General features: G+C 71.6%; 22 protein-coding genes and 1 pseudogene. 11 read left to right on the plus strand and 12 right to left on the minus strand.

The window, feature by feature from the left end; translation table 11 throughout:
- Window positions 1–104: 104 nt before the first annotated feature.
- Window positions 105–323, plus strand: coding sequence for a twin-arginine translocation signal domain-containing protein (locus OG747_RS10960; protein WP_405879110.1), 219 nt, complete (start codon window positions 105–107; stop codon window positions 321–323).
- Between the two features lie 19 nt (window positions 324–342).
- On the opposite strand, the gene OG747_RS10965 is transcribed toward OG747_RS10960, so the two are convergent.
- The 6 genes from OG747_RS10965 to OG747_RS10990 all read right to left on the minus strand — a co-directional run bounded on the left by OG747_RS10965 (window position 343) and on the right by OG747_RS10990 (window position 8,111).
- Entirely contained in the window at window positions 343–1,764 is a 1,422-nt protein-coding gene (locus tag OG747_RS10965) for a lysine N(6)-hydroxylase/L-ornithine N(5)-oxygenase family protein (RefSeq protein WP_405879111.1), read from the minus strand.
- Window positions 1,761–3,158: a pyridoxal phosphate-dependent decarboxylase family protein gene (locus tag OG747_RS10970; protein ID WP_405879112.1), complete on the minus strand. Its 1,398-nt coding sequence runs from the start codon at window positions 3,156–3,158 to the stop codon at window positions 1,761–1,763. The genes OG747_RS10965 and OG747_RS10970 overlap by 4 nt, the downstream gene beginning before the upstream one ends.
- A 403-nt stretch (window positions 3,159–3,561) precedes the next feature.
- Window positions 3,562–6,054 (minus strand): aminopeptidase N, encoded by a 2,493-nt coding sequence (gene pepN / locus OG747_RS10975; RefSeq protein WP_405879113.1) that lies wholly within the window; start codon window positions 6,052–6,054, stop codon window positions 3,562–3,564.
- A 71-nt stretch (window positions 6,055–6,125) separates the two neighbouring features.
- The gene (locus OG747_RS10980) at window positions 6,126–6,662 is read right to left on the minus strand and encodes a two-component system response regulator (RefSeq protein ID WP_405879114.1); all 537 of its coding nucleotides are present in this window, start codon (window positions 6,660–6,662) and stop codon (window positions 6,126–6,128) included.
- 154 nt (window positions 6,663–6,816) lie between these two features.
- On the minus strand, window positions 6,817–7,215 hold the full coding sequence (locus tag OG747_RS10985; protein ID WP_405879115.1) for a chorismate mutase: 399 nt from the start codon (window positions 7,213–7,215) through the stop codon (window positions 6,817–6,819).
- Between the two features lie 11 nt (window positions 7,216–7,226).
- The gene (locus OG747_RS10990; protein ID WP_405879116.1) at window positions 7,227–8,111 is read right to left on the minus strand and encodes a helix-turn-helix domain-containing protein; all 885 of its coding nucleotides are present in this window, start codon (window positions 8,109–8,111) and stop codon (window positions 7,227–7,229) included.
- A 137-nt stretch (window positions 8,112–8,248) separates the two neighbouring features.
- Here OG747_RS10990 and OG747_RS10995 point away from each other — a divergent pair, with 137 nt between their 5' ends.
- The 3 genes from OG747_RS10995 (at window position 8,249) to OG747_RS11005 (ending at window position 12,424) form a co-directional block, all read left to right on the plus strand.
- Entirely contained in the window at window positions 8,249–10,024 is a 1,776-nt protein-coding gene (locus OG747_RS10995) for a glycoside hydrolase family 35 protein (RefSeq protein ID WP_405879117.1), read from the plus strand.
- A gap of 389 nt (window positions 10,025–10,413) precedes the next feature.
- Window positions 10,414–11,310 carry a hypothetical protein gene (locus OG747_RS11000; protein ID WP_405879118.1) on the plus strand — a complete coding sequence of 299 codons (897 nt, stop codon included), beginning with the start codon at window positions 10,414–10,416 and terminating at the stop codon, window positions 11,308–11,310.
- An 82-nt stretch (window positions 11,311–11,392) separates the two neighbouring features.
- Window positions 11,393–12,424, plus strand: coding sequence for an ankyrin repeat domain-containing protein (locus OG747_RS11005; protein WP_405879119.1), 1,032 nt, complete (start codon window positions 11,393–11,395; stop codon window positions 12,422–12,424).
- A 32-nt stretch (window positions 12,425–12,456) separates the two neighbouring features.
- Here the strand turns inward: OG747_RS11005 and OG747_RS11010 are convergent, their stop codons facing one another.
- Both OG747_RS11010 and OG747_RS11015 read right to left on the minus strand, forming a co-directional pair.
- A complete protein-coding gene (locus OG747_RS11010) occupies window positions 12,457–13,386 on the minus strand; it encodes an SDR family oxidoreductase (RefSeq protein ID WP_405879120.1) in 930 nt (309 codons plus the stop codon).
- A 1-nt stretch (window position 13,387) separates the two neighbouring features.
- The gene (locus OG747_RS11015; RefSeq protein ID WP_405885505.1) at window positions 13,388–14,200 is read right to left on the minus strand and encodes an SDR family oxidoreductase; all 813 of its coding nucleotides are present in this window, start codon (window positions 14,198–14,200) and stop codon (window positions 13,388–13,390) included.
- A 110-nt stretch (window positions 14,201–14,310) separates the two neighbouring features.
- Here OG747_RS11015 and OG747_RS11020 point away from each other — a divergent pair, with 110 nt between their 5' ends.
- From OG747_RS11020 to OG747_RS11040, 5 genes and pseudogenes are all read left to right on the plus strand, one after another.
- A complete protein-coding gene (locus tag OG747_RS11020) occupies window positions 14,311–15,075 on the plus strand; it encodes an enoyl-CoA hydratase family protein (protein ID WP_405879121.1) in 765 nt (254 codons plus the stop codon).
- On the plus strand, window positions 15,072–15,935 hold the full coding sequence (locus tag OG747_RS11025; RefSeq protein ID WP_405879122.1) for a CoA transferase subunit A: 864 nt from the start codon (window positions 15,072–15,074) through the stop codon (window positions 15,933–15,935). Before OG747_RS11020 ends, OG747_RS11025 begins: the two co-directional genes overlap by 4 nt.
- The gene (locus tag OG747_RS11030; RefSeq protein ID WP_405879123.1) at window positions 15,932–16,699 is read left to right on the plus strand and encodes a CoA-transferase subunit beta; all 768 of its coding nucleotides are present in this window, start codon (window positions 15,932–15,934) and stop codon (window positions 16,697–16,699) included. Before OG747_RS11025 ends, OG747_RS11030 begins: the two co-directional genes overlap by 4 nt.
- Window positions 16,699–17,835: an NAD(P)H-dependent flavin oxidoreductase gene (locus OG747_RS11035; RefSeq protein WP_405879124.1), complete on the plus strand. Its 1,137-nt coding sequence runs from the start codon at window positions 16,699–16,701 to the stop codon at window positions 17,833–17,835. Before OG747_RS11030 ends, OG747_RS11035 begins: the two co-directional genes overlap by 1 nt.
- A pseudogene (locus OG747_RS11040) lies at window positions 17,777–17,902 on the plus strand (type II toxin-antitoxin system Phd/YefM family antitoxin); the annotation flags it as partial. The gene OG747_RS11035 and the pseudogene OG747_RS11040, both read left to right, overlap by 59 nt.
- A gap of 54 nt (window positions 17,903–17,956) precedes the next feature.
- On the opposite strand, the gene OG747_RS11045 reads toward OG747_RS11040, so the two are convergent.
- From OG747_RS11045 to OG747_RS11055, 3 genes are read right to left on the minus strand one after another with little or no spacing between them, the layout of a single operon-like run.
- Window positions 17,957–19,114 carry an acetyl-CoA C-acetyltransferase gene (locus tag OG747_RS11045; protein WP_405879125.1) on the minus strand — a complete coding sequence of 386 codons (1,158 nt, stop codon included), beginning with the start codon at window positions 19,112–19,114 and terminating at the stop codon, window positions 17,957–17,959.
- A 23-nt stretch (window positions 19,115–19,137) separates the two neighbouring features.
- Window positions 19,138–19,761: a TetR/AcrR family transcriptional regulator gene (locus OG747_RS11050; protein WP_405879126.1), complete on the minus strand. Its 624-nt coding sequence runs from the start codon at window positions 19,759–19,761 to the stop codon at window positions 19,138–19,140.
- Window positions 19,762–19,800: 39 nt separating this feature from the next.
- Complete coding sequence (locus OG747_RS11055) at window positions 19,801–20,589, minus strand: SDR family oxidoreductase (RefSeq protein WP_405879127.1); 789 nt, start codon at window positions 20,587–20,589, stop codon at window positions 19,801–19,803.
- 46 nt (window positions 20,590–20,635) lie between these two features.
- On the opposite strand from OG747_RS11055, the gene OG747_RS11060 reads away from it, so the two are divergent.
- A complete protein-coding gene (locus OG747_RS11060) occupies window positions 20,636–21,817 on the plus strand; it encodes an acyl-CoA dehydrogenase family protein (protein WP_405879128.1) in 1,182 nt (393 codons plus the stop codon).
- Window positions 21,817–22,785, plus strand: a complete 969-nt coding sequence (locus OG747_RS11065; RefSeq protein ID WP_405879129.1) for an acyl-CoA dehydrogenase family protein — start codon at window positions 21,817–21,819, stop codon at window positions 22,783–22,785. Before OG747_RS11060 ends, OG747_RS11065 begins: the two co-directional genes overlap by 1 nt.
- Here the strand turns inward: OG747_RS11065 and OG747_RS11070 are convergent.
- Window positions 22,760–24,409 (minus strand): cytochrome bc complex cytochrome b subunit, encoded by a 1,650-nt coding sequence (locus OG747_RS11070; protein ID WP_405879130.1) that lies wholly within the window; start codon window positions 24,407–24,409, stop codon window positions 22,760–22,762. The genes OG747_RS11065 and OG747_RS11070 overlap by 26 nt on opposite strands.
- Between the last annotated feature and the right edge of the window lie 223 nt (window positions 24,410–24,632).

A 24,632-nucleotide genomic window follows, 5' to 3' on the forward strand; every position in this document is an offset into this window, starting at 1 on the left:
TGCTCGCTGGTCACCAGACGGAAACCTTCCGGACCTGTTCCGGAGTGTCATGTGTGGGTCAGAATCTACGCGCGTCGTTGACCATTCCCCAAGGAGCCGTAGAGATGCCGTTGAACCGCCGGAAGTTCCTGAAGAAGTCCGCCGTGACGGGTGCGGGGGTGGCGTTGACCGGTGCGGTCGCGGCTCCGTCCGCGCAGGCGGCGACGGCGGCCTCGGCGGCGGCAGGGGGTAATTTTCTGGACCCTGGCTGGGGCTCTCGGAGCTTCGGGGGTGATGCGTCCACGACGCCGGCGATGGATTTCTCGCCGGCGTCGTTGGCGTGAGCCCGTGTCCGTGGTTTTCCTACCGTCCCTCGACGAGCGGGGTGAGGGTCTGGGTGGTGTGACGGGTGGGTGGGATCTGGAGCTGGGGTTCGAGGCCGAAGGTGGTGAAGGCCGTTCGGCGCGGGAGCGGGTAGGGGTCTTTGCCGGTGAGGGAGTTGAGGATGGTGGCGCTGCGCCAGGCGGCGAGGCCGAGGTCGGGGGCGCCTACGCCGTGGGTGTGGAGTTCGGCGTTCTGGACGTAGGCGTGGCCGGTGACGGTGGGGTCGAGGACGAGGCGGAACTGGTCGTCGATGCGGGGGCGTTCGGCGCTGTCGCGGTGTAGGTAGGGGTCGAGTCCGGCGAGGATCTGGCCGAGGGGGCGTTCGCGGTAGCCGGTGGCGAGGACGACGGCGTCGGTGGTGAGGCGGGTGTGGGCGCCTTGATGGCCGTGTTCGAGGTGGAGTTCGACCTTGGTGGTGGCGACGCGGCCTGCGGTGCGGACGGTGACGGCGGGGGTGAGGACGGCGTCGGGCCAGCCGCCGTGGAGGGTGCGGCGGTAGAGCTCGTCGTGGATGGCGGCGATGGTGTCGGCGTCGATGCCTTTGTGGAGTTGCCATTGGGCGGCGAGGAGGCGGTCGCGTACGGGTTCGGTGAGGGCGTGGAAGTAGCGGGTGTAGTCGGGGGTGAAGTGTTCGAGGCCGAGCTTGGAGTACTCCATGGGGGCGAAGGCTTCGGTGCGGGCGAGCCAGTGGATCTTCTCGCGGCCGGCGGGCCGGTTGCGCAGGAGGTCGAGGAAGACCTCGGCGCCCGACTGGCCCGCGCCGATGACGGTGATGTGGTCGGCGGTGAGGAAGCGTTCGCGGTGGGCGAGGTAGTCCGCGGCGTGGATGACGGGGACGCCGGGGGCTTCGGCGAGGTGTTTGAGGGCGTCGGGGATGTGGGGGGCGGTGCCGACGCCGAGGACGATGTTGCGGGTGTAGGTGCGGCCGAGGGCTTCGGCTTCGCCGTCGGTGTCGAGTCGGGTGAAGTCGACTTCGAAGAGGGCGCGTTCGGAGTCCCAGCTGACGGCGTCGACCTGGTGGCCGAAGTGGAGTCCGGGGAGGTTGTCCGCGACCCAGCGGCAGTAGGCGTCGTATTCGGCGCGCTGGATGTGGAAGCGCTCGGCGAAGTAGAAGGGGAAGAGGCGGTCGCGGTCCTTGAGGTAGTTGAGGAAGGACCAGGGGCTGGCGGGGTCGGCGAGAGTCACCAGGTCGGCGAGGAAGGGGACTTGGAGGGTGGCGCCGTCGATGAGCAGGCCGGGGTGCCAGTCGAAGCCGGGGCGTTGTTCGTAGAAGACGGTGTCGAGTTCGGGCAGGGGGTGGGCGAGGGCGGCGAGGGAGAGGTTGAACGGGCCGATGCCGATGCCCACGACGTCGCGGGGCGCGTCGGGCTCGTGGGGTGGGAGGAGGGGCGTCGGGCTCATCGTGGTGTGTGTCCTTCCACCAGTTTCAGGAGCGCGGCCAGGTCGCCCGGCCGGGTGTGGGGGTTGAGGAGGGTGGCTTTGAGCCAGAGGCGGTCGTCGAGCAGGGCGCGGCCGAGGACGGCGCGGCCTTCGTGCAGGAGGGTGCGGCGTACGGCGGCGACGGCTTCGTCCGAGGCTTCGGCGGGCCGGAACAGGACGGTGCTGAGGGTGGGCGGGTCGTAGAGCTCGAAGCCGGGGTGTGCTTCGACGAGGTCGGCCAGTTCGCGGGCGCGGGCGCAGACCTGGTCGACGAGTGCGCCGAGTCCTTCGCGGCCCAGGGTTTTGAGGGTGACGGCGATTTTGAGGATGTCGGGGCGTCGGGTGGTGCGCAGGGAGCGGCCGAGGAGGTCGGGGAGGCCGGCTTCGGTGTCGTCGGTGGCGTTGAGGTAGTCGGCGCGGTGGTCCAGGGCGTCGAGGTCGTGGGGGTCCTTGACGACGAGGAGGCCCCCGGCGATGGGTTGCCAGCCGAGTTTGTGCAGGTCGAGGGTGACGGTGTGGGCGCGGTCGAGTCCGTCGAGCTTGGTGCGGTGGTGGTCGCTGAAGAGGAGGCCTCCGCCGTAGGCGGCGTCGATGTGGAGGCGGGCGCCGTGGGCGGCGCAGAGGTCGGCGATGTCGGGCAGGGGGTCGATGAGTCCGGCGTCGGTGGTGCCTGCGGTGGCGGCTACCAGGAGGCTGCCGTGGGTGCCGCGGGGGCCCTGCCCGCGGCGGAGCCGCTGATCGCCGCAGTCGGTGAGGGCTTCGTCGAGAGCGGCGAGGTCCATGGTGCCTGCGGGGGCGGGGACGACGACGGGGTCGGGCAGGCCGAGCAGCCAGGCGGCGCGGGGCAGTGAGTGGTGGGCGTTGGCGCCGCAGACGAGGCGTACGCCGGCGTGGGCTTCTCGGGCGAGGAGGAGGGCGAGTTGGTTGGACTCGGTGCCGCCGGTGGTGACCAGCGCGTCGCCGGCGTCGATCTCCTGGGCCAGCGCGCGGGTGACGAGTGCTTCCAGCGCCGAGGCGGCCGGGGCCTGGTCCCAGGAGTCCATGGACGGGTTGAGGGCGGAGACGGCGAGGTCGGCGGCGGTGGCGACGGCGAGGGGTGGGCAGTGCAGGTGGGCGGCGCACAGGGGGTCGGCGGGGTCGGCGGCGCCCTCGGCGAGGACTCGTACGAGGACGCGTAGGGCGTCGTCGGTGCCTTGCTGGGGCAGTACGTCGCCGACGGCGTCCCGTACGCGCCGGGCCACGCGCTCCGGGCCGCCCGCGGGCAGCGGTCCCCCGCGGGCGGCGCCGCCCTCCCGCAGGGCGTCGAGCACGGTGTCGAGCAGCGGCCGCAGTGCGCCGGGGCCTTCGGGTCCTGAGGCGAGGGGCGGCGTGCTCATGGGGTGTCCTCCGGTGGGCGCGCGGCAGGGGGGAGTACCAGCCTGTACGGAAACAGGGTCTGCGCGCCCCGAAAGGGCAACGATCCGACCCGAAAGGGGGTACTGGCGGGCGGAGGAAATGTGGGTGGGGGACGTAGGTGCTACGCGGGTTCGGCGGTGGGGTGGGGGTGGTGCGGTGGTTTGTTGGGAGCGGGGCGGTGGGGGCTGGTCGCGTCCACGCGGCGGGGCCGCACCATGGCGCAGCCCCGCGCTCCTGAAAGGGCGCGTTCGGCTGATCACCCCTGGCCTTTTCGAGCCTGGGAGGGGTGATCAGCCCGCCGCGTGGTCGTGTGGGACCGGATGTCCTCCGGCCCCCGGCCTACGTACTGCGGACCTACGTACTGCGGACCTGCATCCCGCGGATCTACATCCCGCGGACCTTCAATGCCCTCGCCAGGTCGTCGAGTTGGTCGATGAGTTTGCGGCGCAGGGCCGGGATGGGGTCGGCGTCGCGCAGGCAGGCTTCGCCGAGGGTGAGGGTTTCGGGGGTGACGGCGTGGACGGGGAAGGCATAGCGGCCGGCGGCGTCGGCGATGGCGGGGCCGCGGCGGGCGGCGAGGGCGACGGCGTCGGGCCAGTAGCGGTCGACGTACTCCCGGACGAGGTCGGTCTGTTCGGGCTGCCAGAAGCCCTGGGCGGTGGCGGTGAAGAGGTAGTTGGAGAGGTGGTCGGAGGCGAACATCTCCTCCCACGCCTTGCGCTTGGCCTGCGGGTCCGGCAGCGCGGCGCGGCAGCGGGCGGCGCCTTCCTGGCCGGTGGCGCTGGGGTCCTGGACGAGTTCGGCCTCGATGACGGCGTCGTCGATGGCGCCGAGGACGGCGAGTCGGCCGAGGATGCGCCAGCGCAGCTCGGGGTCGAGTTCGGGGCCGCCGGGGACGGTGCCTTCGGAGAACCAGGCGCTGATGGTGTCGGGGTGGGCGGCGACGTCGATGAAGTGGCGTACGGCGGTCAGGCGCAGGCCGGGGTGGGAGCCGTCCTCGGTGCGGCGGATGAGGTCGCGGCACAGGTCGGTGAGGGTGGCGAGGGCGGTGGGGCGGTCCTCGGCGGGGAGGTAGCGGTCGGCGACGTGGGCGGTGGCGAAGGACAGGACGCCCTGGACGAGGGCGAGGTCGCTCTCGTGCGGGAGGTGGGCTCGGGTGGCGTCCACGTAGGCCATGGCGGGCAGTTCGCCGTCGCGGACGGCGTCGCGCAGGGCGTTCCAGACGACGGCTCGGGTGAGCGGTTCGGGCAGGCCGGAGAGGGCGGTGCGGACGGTCTGGAAGGAGTCGGGGTCGAAGCGGATCTTGGCGTAGGAGAGGTCGCCGTCGTTGAGGAGGAGCAGGGCGGGGCGGCGGCCCGGGCCGAGCGTGACGGGGTCGGCCTGTGGTACGTCGAGTTCGAGGCGGTCGCGCGGGATCAGTCGGTTGTCCTCGCCGGGGACGGTGTCGTAGGCGCCGACGGCGATGCGGTGCGGGCGGCTGCCGTCGCGGTCGACGGTGAGGTGCCAGTGGCCCTCGGACTCGTCGATCGAGGGTGTGAGGGTGTCGACGCCGGTGGTGCGCAGCCAGGAGTCGGCCCAGGCGTGTACGTCGCGTTCGGTGGCGGAGGCGAGGTTGTCGATGAAGTCGGCGAGGGTGGCGTTGGCGAACTTGTGGCGGGCGAAGTGGGTGTTGATGCCGGCCAGGAAGTCCTTCTCGCCGAGCCAGGTGACGAGTTGGCGCAGGGCGGAGGCGCCCTTGGCGTAGGAGATGCCGTCGAAGTTGAGCAGGGCGGACGCGGTGTCGGGGACGGCGTCCGGGTCGGGGGCGACGGGGTGGGTGGAGGGGCGCTGGTCGGCGTCGTAGCCCCAGGGTTTGCGGGTGACGCCGAAGTCGGTCCAGGTGTCGGTGAAGCGGGTGGCTTCGGTGAGGGTCTGGTAGCCCATGTACTCGGCGAAGGACTCGTTCAGCCAGATGTCGTCCCACCAGCGCAGGGTGACGAGGTCGCCGAACCACATGTGGGCCATTTCGTGGGCGATGACCATGGCGCGGGTCTGGCGTTCGGTGTCGGTGACGGCGGAGCGGTAGACGAACTCGTCGCGGAAGGTGACGAGGCCGGGGTTCTCCATTGCGCCGGCGTTGAATTCGGGGACGAACGCCTGGTCGTAGGAGTCGAAGGGGTAGGGCTCGTCGAACTTCTCGTGGTAGCGGTCGAAGCAGGCGCGGGTGACGTCGAGGATCTCGTCGGCGTCGGCGTCGAGGTAGGGGGCGAGCGAGCGGCGGCAGTGGATGCCGAAGGGGAGGCCGCGGTGCTCGGTGCGGACGGAGTGCCAGGGGCCGACGGCGACGGCGACGAGGTAGGTGGAGATCAGTGGGGTGGGGGCGGCCTGCCAGCGGCCTTCTCCCAGGTGTTCGGTGACGCCGTTGGCGAGGACGGTCCAGCCGTCGGGGGCGGTCACGGAGAGTTCGAAGACGGCCTTCAGGTCGGGCTGGTCGAAGGCGGCGAAGACGCGCTGGACGTCTTCCATGAACAGCTGGGTGTAGAAGTAGGTCTCGCCGTCGGTGGGGTCGGTGAAGCGGTGCATGCCTTCGCCGGTGCGGGAGTAGCGCATCCGTGCGTCGATGCGCAGTTCGTGCTCGCCGGCGGTGAGGCCTTTGAGGGGCAGCCGGTTCTCGTCGAGGGTCTCGGGGTCGAGGGGCTGTCCGTCGAGGGTGGCTGAGCGCAGCTCGGCGGGCTTCAGCTCGACGAAGGTGTCCGCGTCGGCGCGGGCGGTGAACCGGATGACGGTCAGGGAGTCGAAGGTCTCGTCCCCGCGGGTCAGGTCGAGTGCGATCCCGTAGTGGTGGACGTCGAGGAGCTGGGCACGGGTCTGCGCTTCGTCGCGCGTCAGTACGGACATGGGGACATGCTGCCTGATGGCGCCGACAGGGCACAGGGGTGGACCGGTATGCACTGTTTGTCCCCTGGTGGTCACGGGGTGCGATCCTGTTCCCGTGCGCCGGTGTGGCCGTCGCGTTGCAGGGGGACGCGGGTGTCGGGGTGCGGGCGGCCCGGGGCGGGCGGTGACGCGCGTTCCTTGCTCTGGGCGCGTAACTCGCGTGCCTCCGCCTCCAGGGCCTGGCGGCGCTGGTGGGTGTCGTACAGGTAGCGGACCTTGGTGCGCAGGGCCCAGGGGTCGACGGGTTTCATGACGAGGTCGGCGACGCCGAGGCCGAAGGCGATGGCGGACAGTTCGGTGTCCGGGCCGAAGCCGGTGAGCAGGATGACCGGGATGTGCTGGGTCTGTTCGACGCGGCGCATGTAGCGCACGACGTCGAGGCCGCTGACGCCGGGCATGCGCACGTCGAGGAGGAGCAGCCCGACCTGGCCGCGCAGGACCTCCTTGAGGGCGTCGTCGCCGTTGGTCGCGCGGGTCACGGGGTGGCCGAGCGGGGCCAGGGCGCTTTCGAGCGCGTAGAGCGTGTCCTCGTGGTCGTCGACGATGAGGATCTTGGCATCCGACGGCATGGCGCGACGTCCCCTCGATCGGTCGCATGTCGACCCGGGCCCGTACGGACGGGTGGCGTGTGCCCTTGGTCCGGTACGGGCGGGTGGCATGTGCCCTTGGCCTGACACCTGACAGGGAGTGCTCACGCAGGATGCACGCTGGGGGCGTCCGGTGTCACTCCCCCGTGGCCGCGCTGCCGTGTCCGGTGCCGTCCGCGATGCGCTCGTGGTGGCGGATGACCTCGGCGATGATGAAATTCAGCAACTTTTCCGCGAAGGCCGGATCCAGCTTGGCGTTCTCGGCGAGGCGGCGCAGCCGGGCGATCTGGTGGGCCTCGCGGGACGGGTCGGCGGGCGGCAGTTGGTGGGCGGCCTTGAGGTGGCCGACCTGTTGGGTGCATTTGAAGCGTTCGGCGAGCATGTGGACGACGGCGGCGTCGATGTTGTCGATGCTGTCGCGCAGCCGGGCGAGTTCGGCGCGGACGGCGGGGTCGACCCGGGCGTTGGTTTCGCCGGCGCCGCTGGTGCTGTTGATGCCGCTGGTGTCGCTGGTGCCATTGGTGTCGCTGGTCATGGGGACCCACCCTACGTGGCGTGCGGGCTCTCGATCATGGGCGGATCGTCGGGGTCCGGAATCCGGTTGTTCCAGCCGCCGGACAGGGTGCGGCCCTGTTGTTCGCGGAAGCGGACCGGGGGGATGCCGACGCGGCGGGTGAACAGTCGGGAGAAGTAGGCGGGGTCGTCGTAGCCGACCCGGCGGGCCACGGCGGCGACGGGGAGTTCGGTGGCGGCGAGGAGTTCCTTGGCGCGGCCGAGGCGGATGCCGAGGAGGTAGTCCTTGGGGCTGCAGCCGGCGCCGCGGCGGACGGTGGCGCGCAGTTCGGCGGGGGTCATGCCGTGCCGGGTCGCGTGCTCGGCGACGGACAGTGGCTGGAAGGCGTCGCGGGCGAGGGCGTGCAGGACCGGGTCGCCGTCGGGGGCGAGGTCGGCGCGGGCGCGGCGCAGCGCGACGAGGAGTTCGTGGACGGCGGCGCCGGTCTCGACTTCGAGGAGGGGGTTGCCGCGGCGGGCGGCGCGGGCGATGCGGCCGACGGTGGCGCGGGCGTCGGCCGCGTCGGAGAGCGGTACGACGGGGCGGTCCGGTTCGATGTAGCCGAGTTCGGTGTACGTGGCGGTGGCGGGCCCGGTGAAGTCGACGAAGCACTCGTCCCAGCTGGGGTCGGGCCCGTAGTGGTGCGGTACGCCGGGGGTGAGCCAGAGCAGGGCGGGGGCGGTGACGGCGTGGCGGTGTCCGTCGGTGCCTTGGAACCAGCCGCCGCCCGCGCTGACGACGACGGCCACGTGGTGGTCGAGGGTGCGCGGCCCTACGGTGGGCAGTTCGCCGTGCTGGAGGCCGACACCGAGGCAGGCGAGGCCGAGTCGGTGGTGGACGGGAGCGGGAGTGAAATACCGCATCCAGGTGTGGTACATCCGCTGTCCTCCCGGCTCCACCCCGCCCTTGCGGCCGACGGCGTCCTGCCGCCCGTCCGGTTGGCGTCACTCTTTGGTCCAACCAGAGCCGATCTTTGTCCATGGACGCGGCCGCCGCCAGGGGTGAGGGTGAGCGCATGAGCGAGTTCACGGTGGGGGACACGGATTTTCTGCTGGACGGGCGCCCGGTGCGGCTGCTGTCCGGCGCGCTGCACTACTTCCGGGTGCGTGAGGAACACTGGGGGCATCGGCTGGGGATGCTGCGGGCGATGGGGCTCAACTGTGTGGAGACGTACGTCCCGTGGAATCTGCACGAGCCGCGCCCGGGCGAGTTCCGGGATGTCCAGGCGCTGGGCCGGTTCCTGGACGCGGCGCGGGAGGCGGGCCTGTGGGCGATCGTGCGTCCGGGCCCGTACATCTGCGGGGAGTGGGAGAACGGCGGGCTGCCGCACTGGCTGACGGGGAAGCTGCGCACCAGGGACGAGGAGTATCTGCGGCAGGTGGAGCACTGGTTCCACCAGTTGCTGCAGGAGGTCGTGCCGCGGCAGATCGACCGCGGCGGGCCGGTGCTGATGGTGCAGGTCGAGAACGAGTACGGCAGTTACGGCTCCGACCAGGTGTATCTGAGCCGTCTGGCGGAGGTGTTGCGCGCCGAGGGCGTGAGCGTCCCGTTGTTCACCTCGGACGGTCCCGAGGACCACATGCTCACCAGCGGCTCGCTCCCCGGCGTCCTCGCGACCGCCAACTTCGGCTCCCGCGCGCGTGAGGCCTTCGACGTGCTGCGCCGGCACCGGCCCGAGGGGCCGCTGATGTGCATGGAGTTCTGGTGCGGCTGGTTCGACCGGTGGGGCGGCGAGCACGTCGTACGGGATGCCGGGGACGCGGCGGAGGCGCTGCGCGAGATCCTGGAGTGCGGGGCGTCGGTCAACCTCTACATGGCGCACGGGGGCACCAACTTCGCGGGCTGGGCGGGCGCGGACCGGGGTGGCGGCGCGCTGCACGAGGGCCCGCTGAAGCCGGACGTGACCTCGTACGACTACGACGCGCCGATCGACGAACTCGGGCGCCCCACCGAGAAGTTCTGGCGCTTCAGGGAGATCCTGGCCGAGTACGCGGACGGGCCGCTGCCGGATCTGCCGCCGGCGCCCGCATCGCTGGGCGCGTCCGCGGCCGTGGAGCTTCGGGAATGGGCCTCCCTGGACGCCGTACTGGAGACGCTGGGCGGCCCGGATGCCGAATACCCTGTCCCGCCCACCTTCGAGGAACTGGATGTCGACCGTGGCCTGGTCAAGTACGAGGTGACCGTCCCGGGTCCGCGGCAGCCGTACCCGCTCCTGCTGCGCGGGCTGCGGGATCTGGCGGTGGTGTACGTCGACGGGGCGGCGGCCGGGGTGCTCACCGAGGACGATCCGCGGCTCAAGGAGCCCGTCGCGGGGCACGCGCGCGTGGAGGCGTGGGTGGAGTCCCTGGGGAGGGTCAACTACGGGCCGCGCTCGGGCGAGCCGAAGGGCATCACCGGGGGGCTGTTGCACGAGCGGCAGTATCTGAACGGGGTACGGGCTCGGGGGCTGCGCCTCGACGCGTTCGACGACGACGGCGTGGGCGGGGTGCCGTTCGAGGGGCTTTCGGCGGAGGGTGCCCGTGGGCTGTACCGGGGCGCCGTGGAGGTGCGCGGCGCCGGGGACGCCCTGCTCGAACTTCCGGGCTGGACGCGGGGGTTCGTGTGGATCAACGGGTTCAATCTGGGCCGGTACTGGTCGGTGGGGCCGCAGCGGTCGTTGTACGTTCCCGGGCCGGTGCTGCGCGAGGGTGCCAACGACGTGTGGATCCTGGAGCTCCAGGAGACCTCGCTGACGCCGACGGCACCGGTCCTGCGCGGCCCGGACCCGGCTTCGCCGACGACGGGTCGATGACTCTGCGTTCAGCGGCGCGGCAGGGGCAACCGAGTTCTTCGCCCCCGCCGCTCCTACCCGTCCCGTCCCTGGGGGGCTCCGCCCCCAGACCCCCGCATCGGCCTGAACGGCCTCGTCCTCGGACGCCGGACGGGCTGAAGCTGCCGGCCCGCGCTGACAACAGCGCCCTGTAAGGGGCGCGGGGAACTGCGCGACCGGCCTCCACCCGCGACTCGTCACGCATACCGAATGACATGCCCCAGCCAAGCCTTTGCGAATTATTGAGACACCCGTGTGCTCCGGCAAGGACCGCGATTCGGCCGGTCACACCCCTCCGCTCACCGAATCCGCGCTTAGAGTGGAGTTCACGGTTGAGTTCAAGAGGGCCGACGTCTTCAGGGGGTGCGGACGTGGCGAACGGCGGACCCGTCAAGCACGGCTACCCGCATCTGGACACGGTGCGGGCATCGATCACCGCGCTCTACAAACGGCTCTCGTACGACACCATCCAGACCTTCGCGACCAGCGTGCCCCCCGCCGACGTGGCCTTCGGCGACATCGACGATCTGCACCTGGGCGCGCAGCGCGTGGCCCGCGAGCTGGTGCGCCACTACCACCTCCCGGACGCCCGGATGATCATCAACTTCCGTGAGATGACGCAGGCGGCGAACGTCGAACTCACGGCGGGCCCGGAGTACTTCGTCGAACTGAACGACCGCTTCCGCACCCACCGCCGGGACATCGGCGCGGCCCTCGCCCACGAGGCGATGCACGTCTACCTGCACCGCCTCGACCTCTGCTTCCCCGGCACACGCGACAATGAGATCCTCACGGACACCGCGGCGACCTACCTCGGCGCGGGCTGGCTGCTTCTCGACGCCTACCGGGAGGACGCGGTCTCCTCGCAGAAGCTCGGTTACCTCACCCCGGAGGAGTTCGGTTACGTCCTCGCCAAGCGCGCCCTGGTCTTCGGCGAGGACCCCTCGATCTGGTTCACCAGCCCGCAGGCGTACACGGCGTACACGAAGGGCATGGCGCAGGCCCGCAGCGACGAGCAGCAGCCCCCGCTGACCGCGGCCGGCTGGGCGGGCCGCCGCCGCTACGCGAAGGACCGGCGGCACGCCCAGGACCACCACACCCCGGGCCCGCAGCCCGGCGTCCCCTACGCGTTCACCCCCGACAGCCGCGGCCCGCTGCGCGTCTCCTTCCCCTGCCCGACCTGCCACCAGCGGATCAGGGTGCCGGTGCGGGGCCGGGTGCGGGCGCGCTGCGCGCTGTGCAGGACGGTGCTGGAGTGCGACACCTGAGGGACGTAAGAGACCCAAGGGGTGAGACAGAACACCCCAAAAGCCTTTGCCTCGCGCGTCCTTCGCGAGCGAAGGTCGAAGGATGAGCACGAACGACCCCGCGGCACTCCTCTTCACGGCTGTGTACGAGGGTGCCGAGGACGCGGTGGTACGGCTGCTGCGCTCCGGGGTGAGTCCGGAGTCGGTGGACGAGGACGGCCAGACGGCGCTGTATCTGGCGGCGGTGAGCGACCGGCCCGGCGTCGTACGGCTGCTGCTGGCGGCCGGGGCCGCGCCCGACCGGCTCAGCCAGGGCACGGACGCGCCGCTGTGCGGGGCGGCGTGCGGTGGACACACGGAGGTCGTACACGCCCTGCTGTCGGCCGGGGCCGCTCCGGACACGGTGGAGGAGTTCGGGTTCACGGCGCTGACCTGGGCGGTGCGGCTGGGCCGGGTCGCGGTGGTGACGGAGCTCCTCGCGGCCGGCGCGGACCCCGACCGCCCGGGCCCCACCGGTGAGCCCCCGCTCGTCGCGGCCGCCCGCCGGGGCTCGCCCGGCTGTGTACGCGCCCTCCTGCGGCGCGGAGCGCGGGCGCGGTCGGCGGCCCTCGCCGAGGCCCACCGCCGGCTCGCCCTCGATGTGGAGGCCGAACTGCGCGCGGGCCTGGAAGAGACCTGGGGCCCCGGCCACCCCTCCGTCACCCACCGCTGTCCGGAGGACGGCGGCATCACCGTCGAGGTCCAGCTCCTCGACCCGGCCGGGAACCCCGTCGCGGGCAACGACCAGCAGACCGGCCACGCCGCGATAGCGACCCTCCTCGAATCCGCCCTCGGCATCGCCGCCCCGGCCGCCGAACTGGCCGCCCGCGCCCTGCGCCCCGCGGACCCCGACAACGACGACTGGACCGAGGCGGCGACGGCACTCGGCCACCGCGGCGACGAGGAAACGTTCCGGGCTGCGGTCCAGTGGTGCGCCGCGCCCGACCCCCTCCGCCAGGCCTTCGGCGCGGACGTACTGGGCCGCTTGGGCACCCCCCAAGGCCTGGCGATCCTGCGCGCCCTCGCCGAGGGCGCCGACAGCAAGGTACGAGAGCACGCGACACGCGCGCTGGCGAGGCTCGACCGGAAGACCTGAGATCACCTGGCGCATCCGACCTGCGAGGCCCGCTACCCCGCCCCCTGCCCCGCCCCGTACACCGCCCCCGGAACCTCCGCCTCCGCCAGGAGCTTCAGGGCCGCTTCGCCGGCCTCGGACGGAGTCCACCGTGCCCCCTTGTCCGCGCTCGGTCCCGGGCGCCAGCCCTCCATGACGGTGATGCGGCCGCCCTCGGTCTCGAAGACGCGGCCGGTGACGCCGGTGCTCGCGGTCGCGCCGAGCCAGACGACCAGGGGCGAGACGTTCTCGGGTGCCATCGCGTCGAAGGAGTCGGCGTCGGGTGCCGCCATGGTGTCCACGAAGGCGCCTTCGGTCATCCGGGTGCGGGCCGCGGGGGCGATCGCGTTGACCTGGACGCCGTAGCGGCCCAGTTCGGCCGCGGCGACCAGGGTCAGCCCGATGATCCCGGCCTTGGCGGCGCTGTAGTTCCCCTGTCCGACCGAACCCAACAGCCCGGCCCCGCTGCTGGTGTTGACGACCCTGGCCCGGGGCGTGCGGCCTTCCTTCGCCTCCGCCCGCCAGTGCGCCGCCGCGTACTTCAGCGGCAGGAAGTGACCCTTGAGGTGGACACGGAGCACGGCGTCCCAGTCGTCCTCGTCGAGGTTGACGAGCATCCGGTCGCGCAGGAACCCCGCGTTGTTGACGAGGGTGTCCAGGCGTCCGTACGTCTCCAAGGCGGTGCGTACGACGGAGGCGGCGCCCTCGGTGGTGGCGATGTCGCCGCCGTGGGCGACCGCTTGTCCGCCCGCCGCCCGGATCTCGTCCACGACCCGCACGGCCGGGCCCTCCGGGCCGGGGGTGCCGTCGAGGCCCACCCCGAGGTCGTTCACGACGACCCGCGCCCCCTCGGCGGCGTACGCGAGGGCGTGCGCGCGGCCGAGTCCGCGCCCGGCGCCCGTGACGATCACGACTCGCCCCTCGCACAGCAGCGGTCCACTCATCTCAGTCCTCCTTGTCCGACGTGTCGAACATGTCGAACGTGTCGAACGTGTCGAACGTGTCGGATGTGTCTGATGTGTCGGCCTTGTTGGCGGTCGCGGCGTCCAGGAAGGCGGGCCGCTCACCGCCGCCGTGGACGAGCAGCGAGGCCCCGCTGATGTACCTCGCCGCGTCCGAGGCGAGGAAGACGGCGGCCTCGCCGATGTCGGAGGGGTCGGCGAGGCGGCCCAGCGGGACGGTCCGGGAGACGGCGGCGATGCCGTCCTCGCCCCCGTAGTGCAGATGGGACAGTTCGGTGCGGACCATGCCGACGACGAGGGTGTTGACCCGGACGTCGGGGGCCCACTCGACGGCCATCGAACGGGCCAGGTTCTCCAGGCCCGCCTTGGCCGCCCCGTACGCCGCCGACCCGGGTGACGGCCGCGCCCCGCTCACGCTGCCGATCATCACGATCGATCCCCGGGCCCGCCTGAGGTGCTCGTACGCCGCGAGCGAGGCGGTCAGCGGCGCGATGAGGTTCAGCTCGATCACGCGGGCGTGGCGCTCGCCGTCCGCCTCCGTCAACGGACGGTAGGGTGCGCCGCCCGCGTTGTTCACCAGCACGTCGAGCCGGGGCAGCGCGGCGAAGAAGGCGTGCACGGCGGCCGGATCACGGAGGTCGACGGACGCGAACTCCGTTCCCTCCAGCGGCACGTCGGGGGGTCTGCGCGCACAGACCACCACGGCCGCGCCCGCCTCGACGAACGCCCGCGCGATCCCGGCCCCCACTCCGCGGGTGCCGCCCGTGACGACGACGGTCCTGCCCCCGAGATCCAGGTTGTCCACAGGGCCTCCCGCCCGGATGCATTCACTGCTAGCTTCGAGAGTGTGCACCTAACAAACGTTTGGTGGAACGGTACTGAGGTGGAAAGGTAGCTGATGCGTCCATGGGTGTCTCCACCTCGTCCCCGGAAAAGGGGATTTCCGTCGTCACGGTCGACTTCCCACCGGTGAACGCGCTGCCGGTGCGCGGCTGGTTCGACCTGGCCGACGCCCTCCGCGCGGCGGGCCGCGACCCCGGCGTCCGGTGCGTCGTGCTGACGGCCGAGGGGCGCGGTTTCAACGCGGGCGTGGACATCAAGGAGATGCAGCGCGACACCAGGGACACCGGGGGCCATCGCGCGCTCATAGGGGCGAACCGCGGCTGTTTCGAGGCCTTCGCCGCCGTCTACGAGTGCGAGGTGCCCGTGGTCGCGGCGGTGCACGGCTTCTGCCTGGGCGGCGGGATAGGGCTGGTGGGGAACGCGGACGCGATCGTGGCGAGCGAGGACGCCACCTTCGGCCTGCCCGAGCTGGACCGCGGCGCCCTCGGCGCGGCCACGCATCTGGCCCGCCTGGTCCCGGGCCATCTGATGCGCGCGCTGTACTACACCTCGCGCACGGCGACCGCCGCCGAGCTGCACGCGCACGGCTCGGTGTGGCGGGTCGTACGGCGCGAGGAGCTCCGAGGCGCCGCGCTGGAGTTGGCTCGCGAGATCGCCGCCAAGGACGGCGAGCTGATCCGGCTCGCAAAGGCCGCGCTCAACGGCATCGACCCCGTGGACGTGCGCCGCAGCTACCGCTTCGAGCAGGGCTTCACCTTCGAGGCGAACCTCAGCGGGGTCGCCGACCGCGTCCGCGACACCTTCGGGAAGGAGGGGGTCGGCACATGAGCGACAAGACCATGACTCCCGACGAGGTGGTCTCCCGGCTGCACAGCGGGATGACCCTGGGCATCGGCGGCTGGGGCTCGCGCCGCAAGCCGATGGCCCTGGTGAGAGCACTGCTCCGGTCCGAGATCACCGATCTCACCGTGGTCTCGTACGGCGGCCCGGACGTCGGCCTGCTCGCCGCCGCCGGCCGGATCCGGGTGCTCGTCACCGCCTTCACCACCCTCGACTCGATCCCGCTCGAACCGCACTACCGGGCGGCGCGCGAGCGCGGGGCGTTCGAGCTGATGGAGGTCGACGAGGCGATGTTCATGTGGGGCCTGCACGCCGCCGCGAACCGCCTGCCCTTCCTCCCCGTCCGGGCCGGGCTCGGCTCGGACGTGATGCGGGTCAACCCCACTCTGCGCACGGTCACTTCGCCGTACGCCGACGTCTCCTCGGGGGTACGGGAGGAGCTCGTCGCCATGCCCGCCCTGCGCCTGGACGCGGCCCTGGTCCACATGAACCGCGCCGACCGCCTGGGCAACGGGCAGTATCTGGGCCCGGACCCGTACTTCGACGACCTGTTCTGCGAGGCGGCCGACGCCGCGTATGTCTCCTGCGAGCGCATGGTCGACACGGCGGAGCTCACCAAGGAGGCCGCCCCGCAGACCCTGCTGCTCAAGCGGTCGAGCGTGACGGGCGTCGTCGAGACACCGAACGGCGCGCACTTCACGTCCTGCGTCCCCGACCACGGACGCGACGAGCCCTTCCAGAAGCTGTACGCCACCACGCCCTACGCCGAGTTCGCCGCACGCTTCCTCGCCGGCGACGAACAGGCCTACCAGTCCGCCGTACGGGCCTGGCACAAGGAGCAGCGTTGAGCCCCGCATCCTCACCCTCACCCTCACCCGCACCCGCGGTCACCCGCGCCGAGTACTGCGTGATCGCCTGCGCCGAGGCCTGGCGGGACAACGGCGAGGTGCTCGCCAGCCCCATGGGCGCGATCCCTTCCATCGGCGCCCGTCTCGCCAAGCGCACCTTCTCCCCCGACCTGCTGCTGACCGACGGCGAGGCCATGCTCGTCGGCCTCGACGGCACCCCGGAGGGCTGGCTGCCGTACCGACAGCACCTGACCATGGTCACCGGCGGGCGCCGGCACGTGATGATGGGCGCGAGCCAGATCGACCGCTTCGGCAACCAGAACATCTCCTGCATCGGCGACTGGTCCAGGCCCACGCGCCAGCTGCTCGGCGTGCGCGGCGCCCCGGTCAACACCCTGAACAACCCGACCAGTTACTGGGTCCCGAGGCACTCCCCGCGCGTCTTCGTCGAGCGGGTCGACATGGTGTGCGGGGTGGGGTACGACCGTGCCGCCGCCGCGGGCCCGAGCGCCACCCGCTTCCACCGCGTCCCGCGCGTGGTGAGCGACCTCGGCGTCTTCGACTTCGCCACCCCTGACCACTCGATGCGCCTCGCCTCGCTGCACCCGGGCGTCACCGTGGAACAGGTGCGGGAGGCGACGGGCTTTCCTCTGTCGATCCCGGACGAGGTGCCCGGCACCCGTGAACCGACGCCGGAGGAACGGAAGTTGATCCGCGAGGTCATCGATCCGGGCGGCGCCCGGGACCGAGAGGTCAGGAGCTGATGGAGACCGCGCTCACCCGCCTCGTCGGTGTCCGCCACCCCGTCGTACAGACCGGCATGGGCTGGGTGGCGGGCCCCCGCCTGGTGTCGGCGACGGCGAACGCGGGAGCGCTGGGCATCCTGGCCTCCGCGACGATGGCCCTCGACCACTTGAGAGAGGCCATACGTGAGGTCAAGTCCCGTACGGACGCGCCGTTCGGGGTGAATCTGCGCGCCGACGCCGGGGACGCGGGCGAGCGGGTACGGATCATCATCGACGAGGGTGTACGCGTCGCGTCCTTCGCCCTCGCGCCCTCCCGCGAGCTGATCGCCGAGCTGAAGGAGGCGGGCGTGATCGTCGTCCCCTCCGTCGGGGCGCGCCGGCACGCCGAGAAGGTGGCCGCCTGGGGTGCCGACGCGGTGATCGTGCAGGGCGGCGAGGGCGGCGGACACACCGGCGAGGTCGCGACGACGGTGCTGCTGCCGCAGGTGGTGGACGCGGTCGACATCCCTGTGGTCGCGGCGGGCGGTTTCCACGACGGACGGGGGCTGGTCGCGGCGCTGGCGTACGGGGCGGCGGGCATCGCGATGGGTACCCGTTTCCTGCTCACCTCGGACTCGACGGTCCCTGACGCGGTGAAGGCGAAGTACCTGGCGGCGACGGTCAAGGACGTCACGGTCACCACGGCCGTGGACGGCCTCCCGCACCGCATGCTGCGTACGGACTTCGTCGACTCCCTGGAGAGGTCCGGCCGTGCGAGGGCCCTCGCGCATGCCGTCCGCCGGGCCGCGGGCTTTCGGAGGATATCCGGGCTGTCCTGGTCGCGGATGGTCCGCGACGGTCTCGCCATGAAGCACGGCAAGGAGCTGACCTGGAGCCAGGTGCTGCTCGCCGCGAACACGCCGATGCTGCTCAAGTCGTCGATGGTGGACGGGCGTACGGATCTGGGGGTGATGGCGTCGGGACAGGTGGCGGGAGTGATCGAGGATCTGCCGTCGTGCGCGGAGCTGGTCGAGCGCGTGATGACGGAAGCGGGGGCGGTTCTCCGCAGTCTTCCCGCAGATGATGTATGTACACAGCACGGTGTACACATGTGGCATGACCGAGACGCTGAGCATCCGCGAGGCCCGTGCGCGACTGGCCGAGATCCTGAGTAACGCCGAGGCCGGCGAAGTCACGGTGATCACCCGCAAAGGCGAGCGAGTCGGTGCCGTCGTGCCCATAGCGGTTCTGGACGCGGTCGAGGAGGCAGCCGACCAGATGCTCGCAAGAGAGTCGTCAGAGCCGTTCGATGATGGTCACGTTCGCCTGGCCGCCGCCCTCGCACATGGTCTGGAGGCCGAACCGGCCGCCGGTGCGCTCCAGTTCGTGAAGGAGCGTCGTCATCAGCTTCACGCCCGTCGCCCCCAACGGATGCCCCAGCGCGATGGCGCCGCCGTTGACGTTGACCTTCTCCGGGTCGGTGCCGGTCTCCTTGAGCCAGGCGAGGACGACCGGGGCGAAGGCCTCGTTGATCTCGACGAGGTCGATGGCGTCGAGAGACATGCCGGTCTTCTTCAGGGCGTACGCGGTGGCCGGGATGGGCGCAGACAGCATGCGGATGGGGTCCTCGCCGCGTACGGAGAGGTGGTGGACGCGGGCGCGCGGGGTCAGCCCGTGCTCCCGTACCGCCCGCTCGGAAGCGAGCAGCATCGCGGCGGCGCCGTCGGAGACCTGGGAGGAGCAGGCGGCGGTGATGGTGCCGCCCTCGACGACCGGCTTCAGGCCCGCCATCTTCTCCAGTGAGGTGTCCCGGCGCGGGCCCTCGTCGACCGTGACCTCGCCGTACGCCACGGTCTCGCGCGCGAAGCGGCCCTCGTCGATGGCGCGGATCGCCCGCCGGTGCGAGCGGAGGGCGAACTCCTCCTGGTCGCGGCGGCTGATGCCCCACTTGGCGGCGATCATCTCGGCGCCGGCGAACTGGTTGACGGGCCGGTCGCCGTAGCGCGCCCGCCAGCCCTCGCTGCCCGCGAAGGGGCCCTCGGTGAGGCCGAGGGGTTCGGCGGCCTGACGGGAGGCGAAGGCGATGGGTATCTGGCTCATGTTCTGCACGCCGCCCGCGACCACCAGGTCCTGGGTGCCGGACAGGACGCCCTGGGCCGCGAAGTGCACGGCCTGCTGGGAGGAGCCGCACTGCCGGTCGACGGTGACGCCCGGCACCTCCTCGGGGAGCCCGGCCGCCAGCCAGCAGGTGCGGGCGATGTCCCCGGCCTGCGGCCCCACGGTGTCCAGACAGCCGAAGACGACGTCCTCCACGGCGGCCGGGTCCACGCCGGACCGCTCGACCAGCGCCTTGAGGACATGCGCGCCGAGGTCGGCCGGGTGGACAGCGCTCAGGCCTCCCCCGCGCCGCCCGACGGGCGTACGGACCGCTTCGACGATGTAGGCCTCGGCCATGACGACTCCCTCTCGGACATGGGTCAGGACATGGGCTGTTCGCGTACGGAGATGCCGTCCAGCACCATCGACAGGTACTGCCGGGCGATCTCCTCGGGGCTGTGCTGTCCGCCGGGCCGGTACCAGGACGCGGCGACCCACACGGTGTCGCGCACGAACCGGTAGGTGAGCCGGATGTCGAGGTCGGCCCGGAAGACCTCGGCGGCCACGCCGCGCTCCAGCGTGCTCAGCCACGCCTTCTCGAAGTTGCGCTGCGACTCGGCGAGGAAGGCGAAGCGCTGCTGGGCGGCGAGGTGCCGGGACTCCTTCTGGTAGATGGCGACGGCGGCGCGGTGCCGGTCGATCTCCCGGAAGGACTCGGTGACCAGGGCTTCCAGCGTCCGGCGCGGGTCGAGTTCGGCGTCCAGGACGGCGTCGTAACCGTGCCAGAGCTCGTCGAGGAAGGTCCGCAGGATCTCCTCCAGCATCGATTCCTTGGAGTCGAAGTGGTAGTAGAGGCTGCCCGCGAGCATCCCGGCCTGGTCCGCGATCTTGCGAACGGTGGTGGCGTTGTAGCCCTGCTCGGCGAAGACCTCGGCGGCGGTGTCGAGGAGTTCGCGGCGCCGCTCGGGGGTGGCGGTCACCTGGGGCTTCTTCTTGGTAGGCACGGTTCCATTGTGGTCCCAGGGGTGCCGACCGCCGACGCCCTACGCATGCTGGCTGCTGACGGAGACGACTTCGCCCGTCATGTACGAGGAGTAGCCGGACGCCAGGAAGACGATCACGTTGGCCACCTCCCAGGGCTCCGCGTACCGGCCGTAGGCCTCGCGGGCCGTCAGTTCCTCCAGCAGCTCGGGCGTGGTCACCTTCACCAGGTGCGGGTGCATGGCGAGACTCGGTGACACCGCATTGACACGCACCCCGTACTCGGCGGCCTCGATCGCCGCGCACCGGGTGAGCGCCATGACCCCGGCCTTGGCGGCGGCGTAGTGCGCCTGACCCGCCTGGGCGCGCCAGCCGATGACGGAGGCGTTGTTCACGATCACGCCGTGGCCGGCTTCCTTCATCGACCGCAGCGCCGCCCTCGTGCACCGGAACGTGCCGTTCAGTGTCACGTCGAGGACCTTCGACCACTGCTCGTCGGTCATGTCGACGAGGGCGGACGTGCCGCCGAGGCCCGCGTTGTTGACGACGATGTCCAGGCCGCCGTACAGCCCGGTCGCCGTGCCGAAGAGGGCCTGGACCTGGTCCTCGTCGGTGACGTCGCAGGGCAGGGAGGCGATCCGCGCGGCGCCGAACTCCTCGGCGAGGGCCGCGGCGGTCTCCTTGAGCCGGCGCGCGTGCGCGTCGCTGATCAGGACGCGCGCGCCCTCCTCCAGGAACCTGCGCGCCGTCGCCCCGCCGATGCCCGCGCCCGCGGCGGCGGTGATGACGGCGGTGCGCCCCTTCAGCAGCCCGTGCCCGGTGACGTACGCCGGACTCTCGACGTCGCTCATACCTCCACGCTAACCTACCAAACACTTGTTAGGGAAGGTGCTGCCGATGGATCTGACCCTCTCCCCCGCCGACGAGGCCTTCCGCGCCGAGGCCCGGGCCTGGCTCGCCGCCCATGTGCCACGGACGCCCCTCCCGTCCCTGGAGACCGAGGAGGGCTTCGCGGCACACCGCGCGTGGGAGGCCGAACTCGCCGCGGACCGCTGGTCGGTGGTGTCATGGCCGGCGGCGTACGGCGGCCGGGACGCGGACATCGTGCGCTGGCTGGTGTTCGAGGAGGAGTACTACGCGGCGGGCGCGCCGGGCCGGGTCGGCCAGAACGGCATCAACCTCCTGGCGCCCACTCTCTTCGCTCACGGCACGCGGGAGCAGCGCGCCCGGGTTCTCCCCTCCATGGCCACCGGGGAGGTCGTCTGGGCGCAGGCGTGGTCCGAGCCGGAGGCGGGGTCCGACCTGGCCTCGCTCACCTCGCGTGCGGTGCGCACGGACGGGGGCCGGCTGCTGAGCGGGCAGAAGACGTGGTCGTCGCGGGCCGCCTTCGCCGACCGCGCGTTCGGCCTCTTCCGCAGCGAGCCGGACACGCCGAGGCCTCATCAGGGCCTGACCTATCTGATGTTCGACCTGCGGGCGCCCGGGGTCACCGTGCGCCCCATCGGCCGCCTCGACGGCAGACCGGCCTTCGCCGAGGTCTTCCTCGACGAGGTCTTCGTCCCGGACGAGGACGTGATCGGCGAGCCGGGCGGGGGCTGGCGGGTCGCCATGTCGACCGCGGGTAACGAACGCGGGCTGACGCTCCGCTCCCCCGGCCGCTTCCTCGCCTCCGCCGACCGGCTGGTCGAGCTGTGGCGCACGCACGGGGACCCGTCCGACACGTCCCTGCGCGACCGGGTGGCCGACGCGCTGATCGGCGCCCGTGCCTACCAGCTGTTCACCTACGCGGGCGCCTCCCGCTTCCTCGACGGCGGTGGGGGCGCGCCCGCTCGAGCGGGGTCGAGAGCGGGGGAGATCGGTCCGGAGGCCAGCCTGAACAAGGTCTTCTGGTCCGAGTACGACATCGCGCTGCACGAGACGGCGCTCGATCTCCTCGGTCAGGCAGGCGAGTTGGCGGACACGGACTGGTCCGAGGGGTATGTCTTCTCGCTCGCCGGCCCCATCTACGCCGGCACCAACGAGATCCAGCGCGACATCATCGCCGAGCGTCTGCTCGGCCTCCCGAAGGGCCGCCGCTGATGCGTTTCCTCGTCACCGCCGAACAGCGCGCGTTCGCCGACTCGTTGGACGCGATGCTGACGGCCGCGGACACACCGTCGGTCGTACGGGACTGGAGCCGCGGTGACCACGGCAGCGGTCGCGCGCTGTGGTCCCGTATCGCCAAGGCGGGCGTGTTCGCGCTCGCGGTGCCGGAGGCGTACGAGGGGGTGGGCCCGCACCCGGTGGAACTGGCCTTGGGCTTCGTCGAGTTGGGTCGGCACGCGGTGCCGGGCCCCTTGGTGGAGACGGTCGCGGCGGCCACCCTGCTGGCCGAGCTGGCGGATCCCCGCCCGGCGGGGCGGCTGCTCCCGGCGCTGGCCTCGGGCGAGGCGTCGGCGACCCTGGCCCTCGACGGGGCGTACGCGCTGGACGGCGACGCGGCGACCACCCGCCTCGCGCTGGCGGCCGACGGACTGCGTCTCGCCCCCGGCCACGGCCCGGTACGCGCCTCCCTGGACCCTGCCCGCCGCCTCACCGTCCTGACGCCGGGGGGTGAACTCCTCGCCACCGACCCTCCCGTCGCCCGTGCCCTTGCCTGGGCCCGGCTCGCCACCGCCGCCCAGGCGCTCGGCGTCGGTCTCGCGCTCCTCGACCGGACGGTCGCATACGTCAGGCGGCGCACCCAGTTCGGCGTTCCCGTCGGCTCGTTCCAGGCGGTCAAGCATCGCCTCGCCGATGCGAAGATCGCCCTGGAGTTCGCGCGCCCGCTGCTGTTCGGCGCGGCCCTGACCATGACGCCCGCCGACGTGGCCGCCGCCAAGGTCACGGCCTGCGAGGCGGCGTACGCCACCGCGCGCACCGCGCTCCAGCTGCACGGCGCGATCGGCTACACCGCGGAGTACGACCTGTCCCTGTGGCTGACCAAGGCCCGCGCCCTGCGTACCGCGTGGGGCACGCCGACCGAGTGCCGGGCCGAGGTCCTCAGTGGTGGTGCTCGCCGCTGGTGAGTTCCCGGTACTCCTCCGCCGTCGGCTTCGGGATCTGGGTGTCGGGCCCGTACATGGCGCGGGCGAGCCGGGCGCGCAGCCTGCGGCCGGGGCCGACCCGTCGGACGACGCCGTTCGCGTCGACGAGCGGTCCCACCTCGTACGGCGGGGGCTGCTCGTGCTGGGTGAGCGTGAACCGCTGAGCCGGTGAGAGTGGTTCGTGCACCTCGACGTACTCGCCGTGCGGGAGCATCCGGATGATCCCGGTCTCCCTGCCGTGCAGCACCTTGTCGCGGTCCCGTCGCTGGAGCCCCAGACAGATCCGCCGTGTCACGACGAAGGCGAGCGCGGGCGCGACGAAGAAGCCGACCCGTACGAACCAGGTGATGGCGTTGATGGAGAGGTGGAAGTGGGTGGCCCACAGGTCGTTGCCGCCGCCGACCAGGAGCACTCCGTACAGTGTCAGCCAGGCGACGCCGAGGCCGGTGCGGGTGGGGACGTTGCGCGGCCGGTCCAGGATGTGGTGCTCCCGTCTGTCCCCGGTGATCCACGCCTCGATGAACGGATAGACGGCGATGGCGGTCATGATGAGCGGGAAGAGCGAGAACGGGATGAAGACGCCCAGTTGCAGGGTGTGGCCCCAGGCGTTGATCTCCCATCCCGGCATCACCCGGATCAGCCCCTCGGAGAAGCCGAGGTACCAGTCGGGCTGTGCGCCGGTCGTCACCAGGTCCGGGCGGTAGGGCCCGAAGGCCCACACGGGGTTGATGGTGGCGATCGCACCCATCAGCGACAGCACCCCGAAGACGAGGAAGAAGAAGCCGCCCGCCTTGGCCATGTAGACCGGCAGGAACGGCATACCGACGACCGACTTCTGGTCGTGTCCGGGCCCGGGGTACTGCGTGTGCTTGTGGTAGAAGACCAGGATCAGATGGGCGACCACCAGGCCGAGCATGATGCCCGGCAGCAGGAGGACGTGGATCGGGAAGAAGCGCGGGATGATGTCGTGGCCCGGGAACTCGCCTCCGAAGAGGAAGAAGGAGAGGTACGTTCCCACGATCGGGACCGACAGGATCGCGCCCTGGGCGAAGCGGACGCCGGTGCCGGAGAGCAGGTCGTCGGGGAGTGAGTAGCCGGTCAGTCCGGTGATGAGGCCGAGCATCAACAGGGTCCAGCCGAACAGCCAGTTGACCTCACGGGGCTTGCGGAACGCGCCGGTGAAGAAGACGCGCATCATGTGCACGAGCATCCCGGCGAGGAAGACGATCGCCGCCCAGTGGTGGATCTGCCGGATCAGGAGTCCGCCGCGCACGTCGAAGCTGATGTGGAGGGTGGACTCGTACGCGCGGGTCATGAGGATGCCGTTGAGCGGCTCGTACGAGCCGTGGTAGACGACCTCGGCGGCGCTCGGCTCGAAGAAGAGCGTGAGGTAGACGCCGGTCAGAATCAGGATGAGGAAGCTGTAGAGGCAGACCTCGCCGAGCATGAAGGACCAGTGGTCCGGGAAGACCTTGCGCATATTGGCCTTGGCCAGTGCGTACAGCCCGAGCCGCCCGTCGGCCCAGTCCGCGAGCCGCTCCCCCTTGCCGACTTCATCCCTCGAAGTCCCCGTAGTACGCCCTGAGTTGCTCTCCAGTGCACCCATAAGCCGCTCCCCTCGGCCCACCAGGGTGGCATGACACCTCCGCAAAGCCAACGGGGCGTCACGCCGCAGCGGGTTTCGCCCCCGCCGCCCCTACCCGTCCCATCCCTGGGGGCTCCGTCCCATGCCTGGGGGCTCCGCCCCAGCCCGCGGGCGGAGTTCGTGCGCCACAGGTGGGTGGGGGTTGGTCGCGCCCACGCGACGGAGCCGCACAATGTCACAGCCC

This window comes from Streptomyces sp. NBC_01384, from assembly GCF_045040035.1.
Classification (GTDB): Bacteria; Actinomycetota; Actinomycetes; order Streptomycetales; family Streptomycetaceae; genus Streptomyces.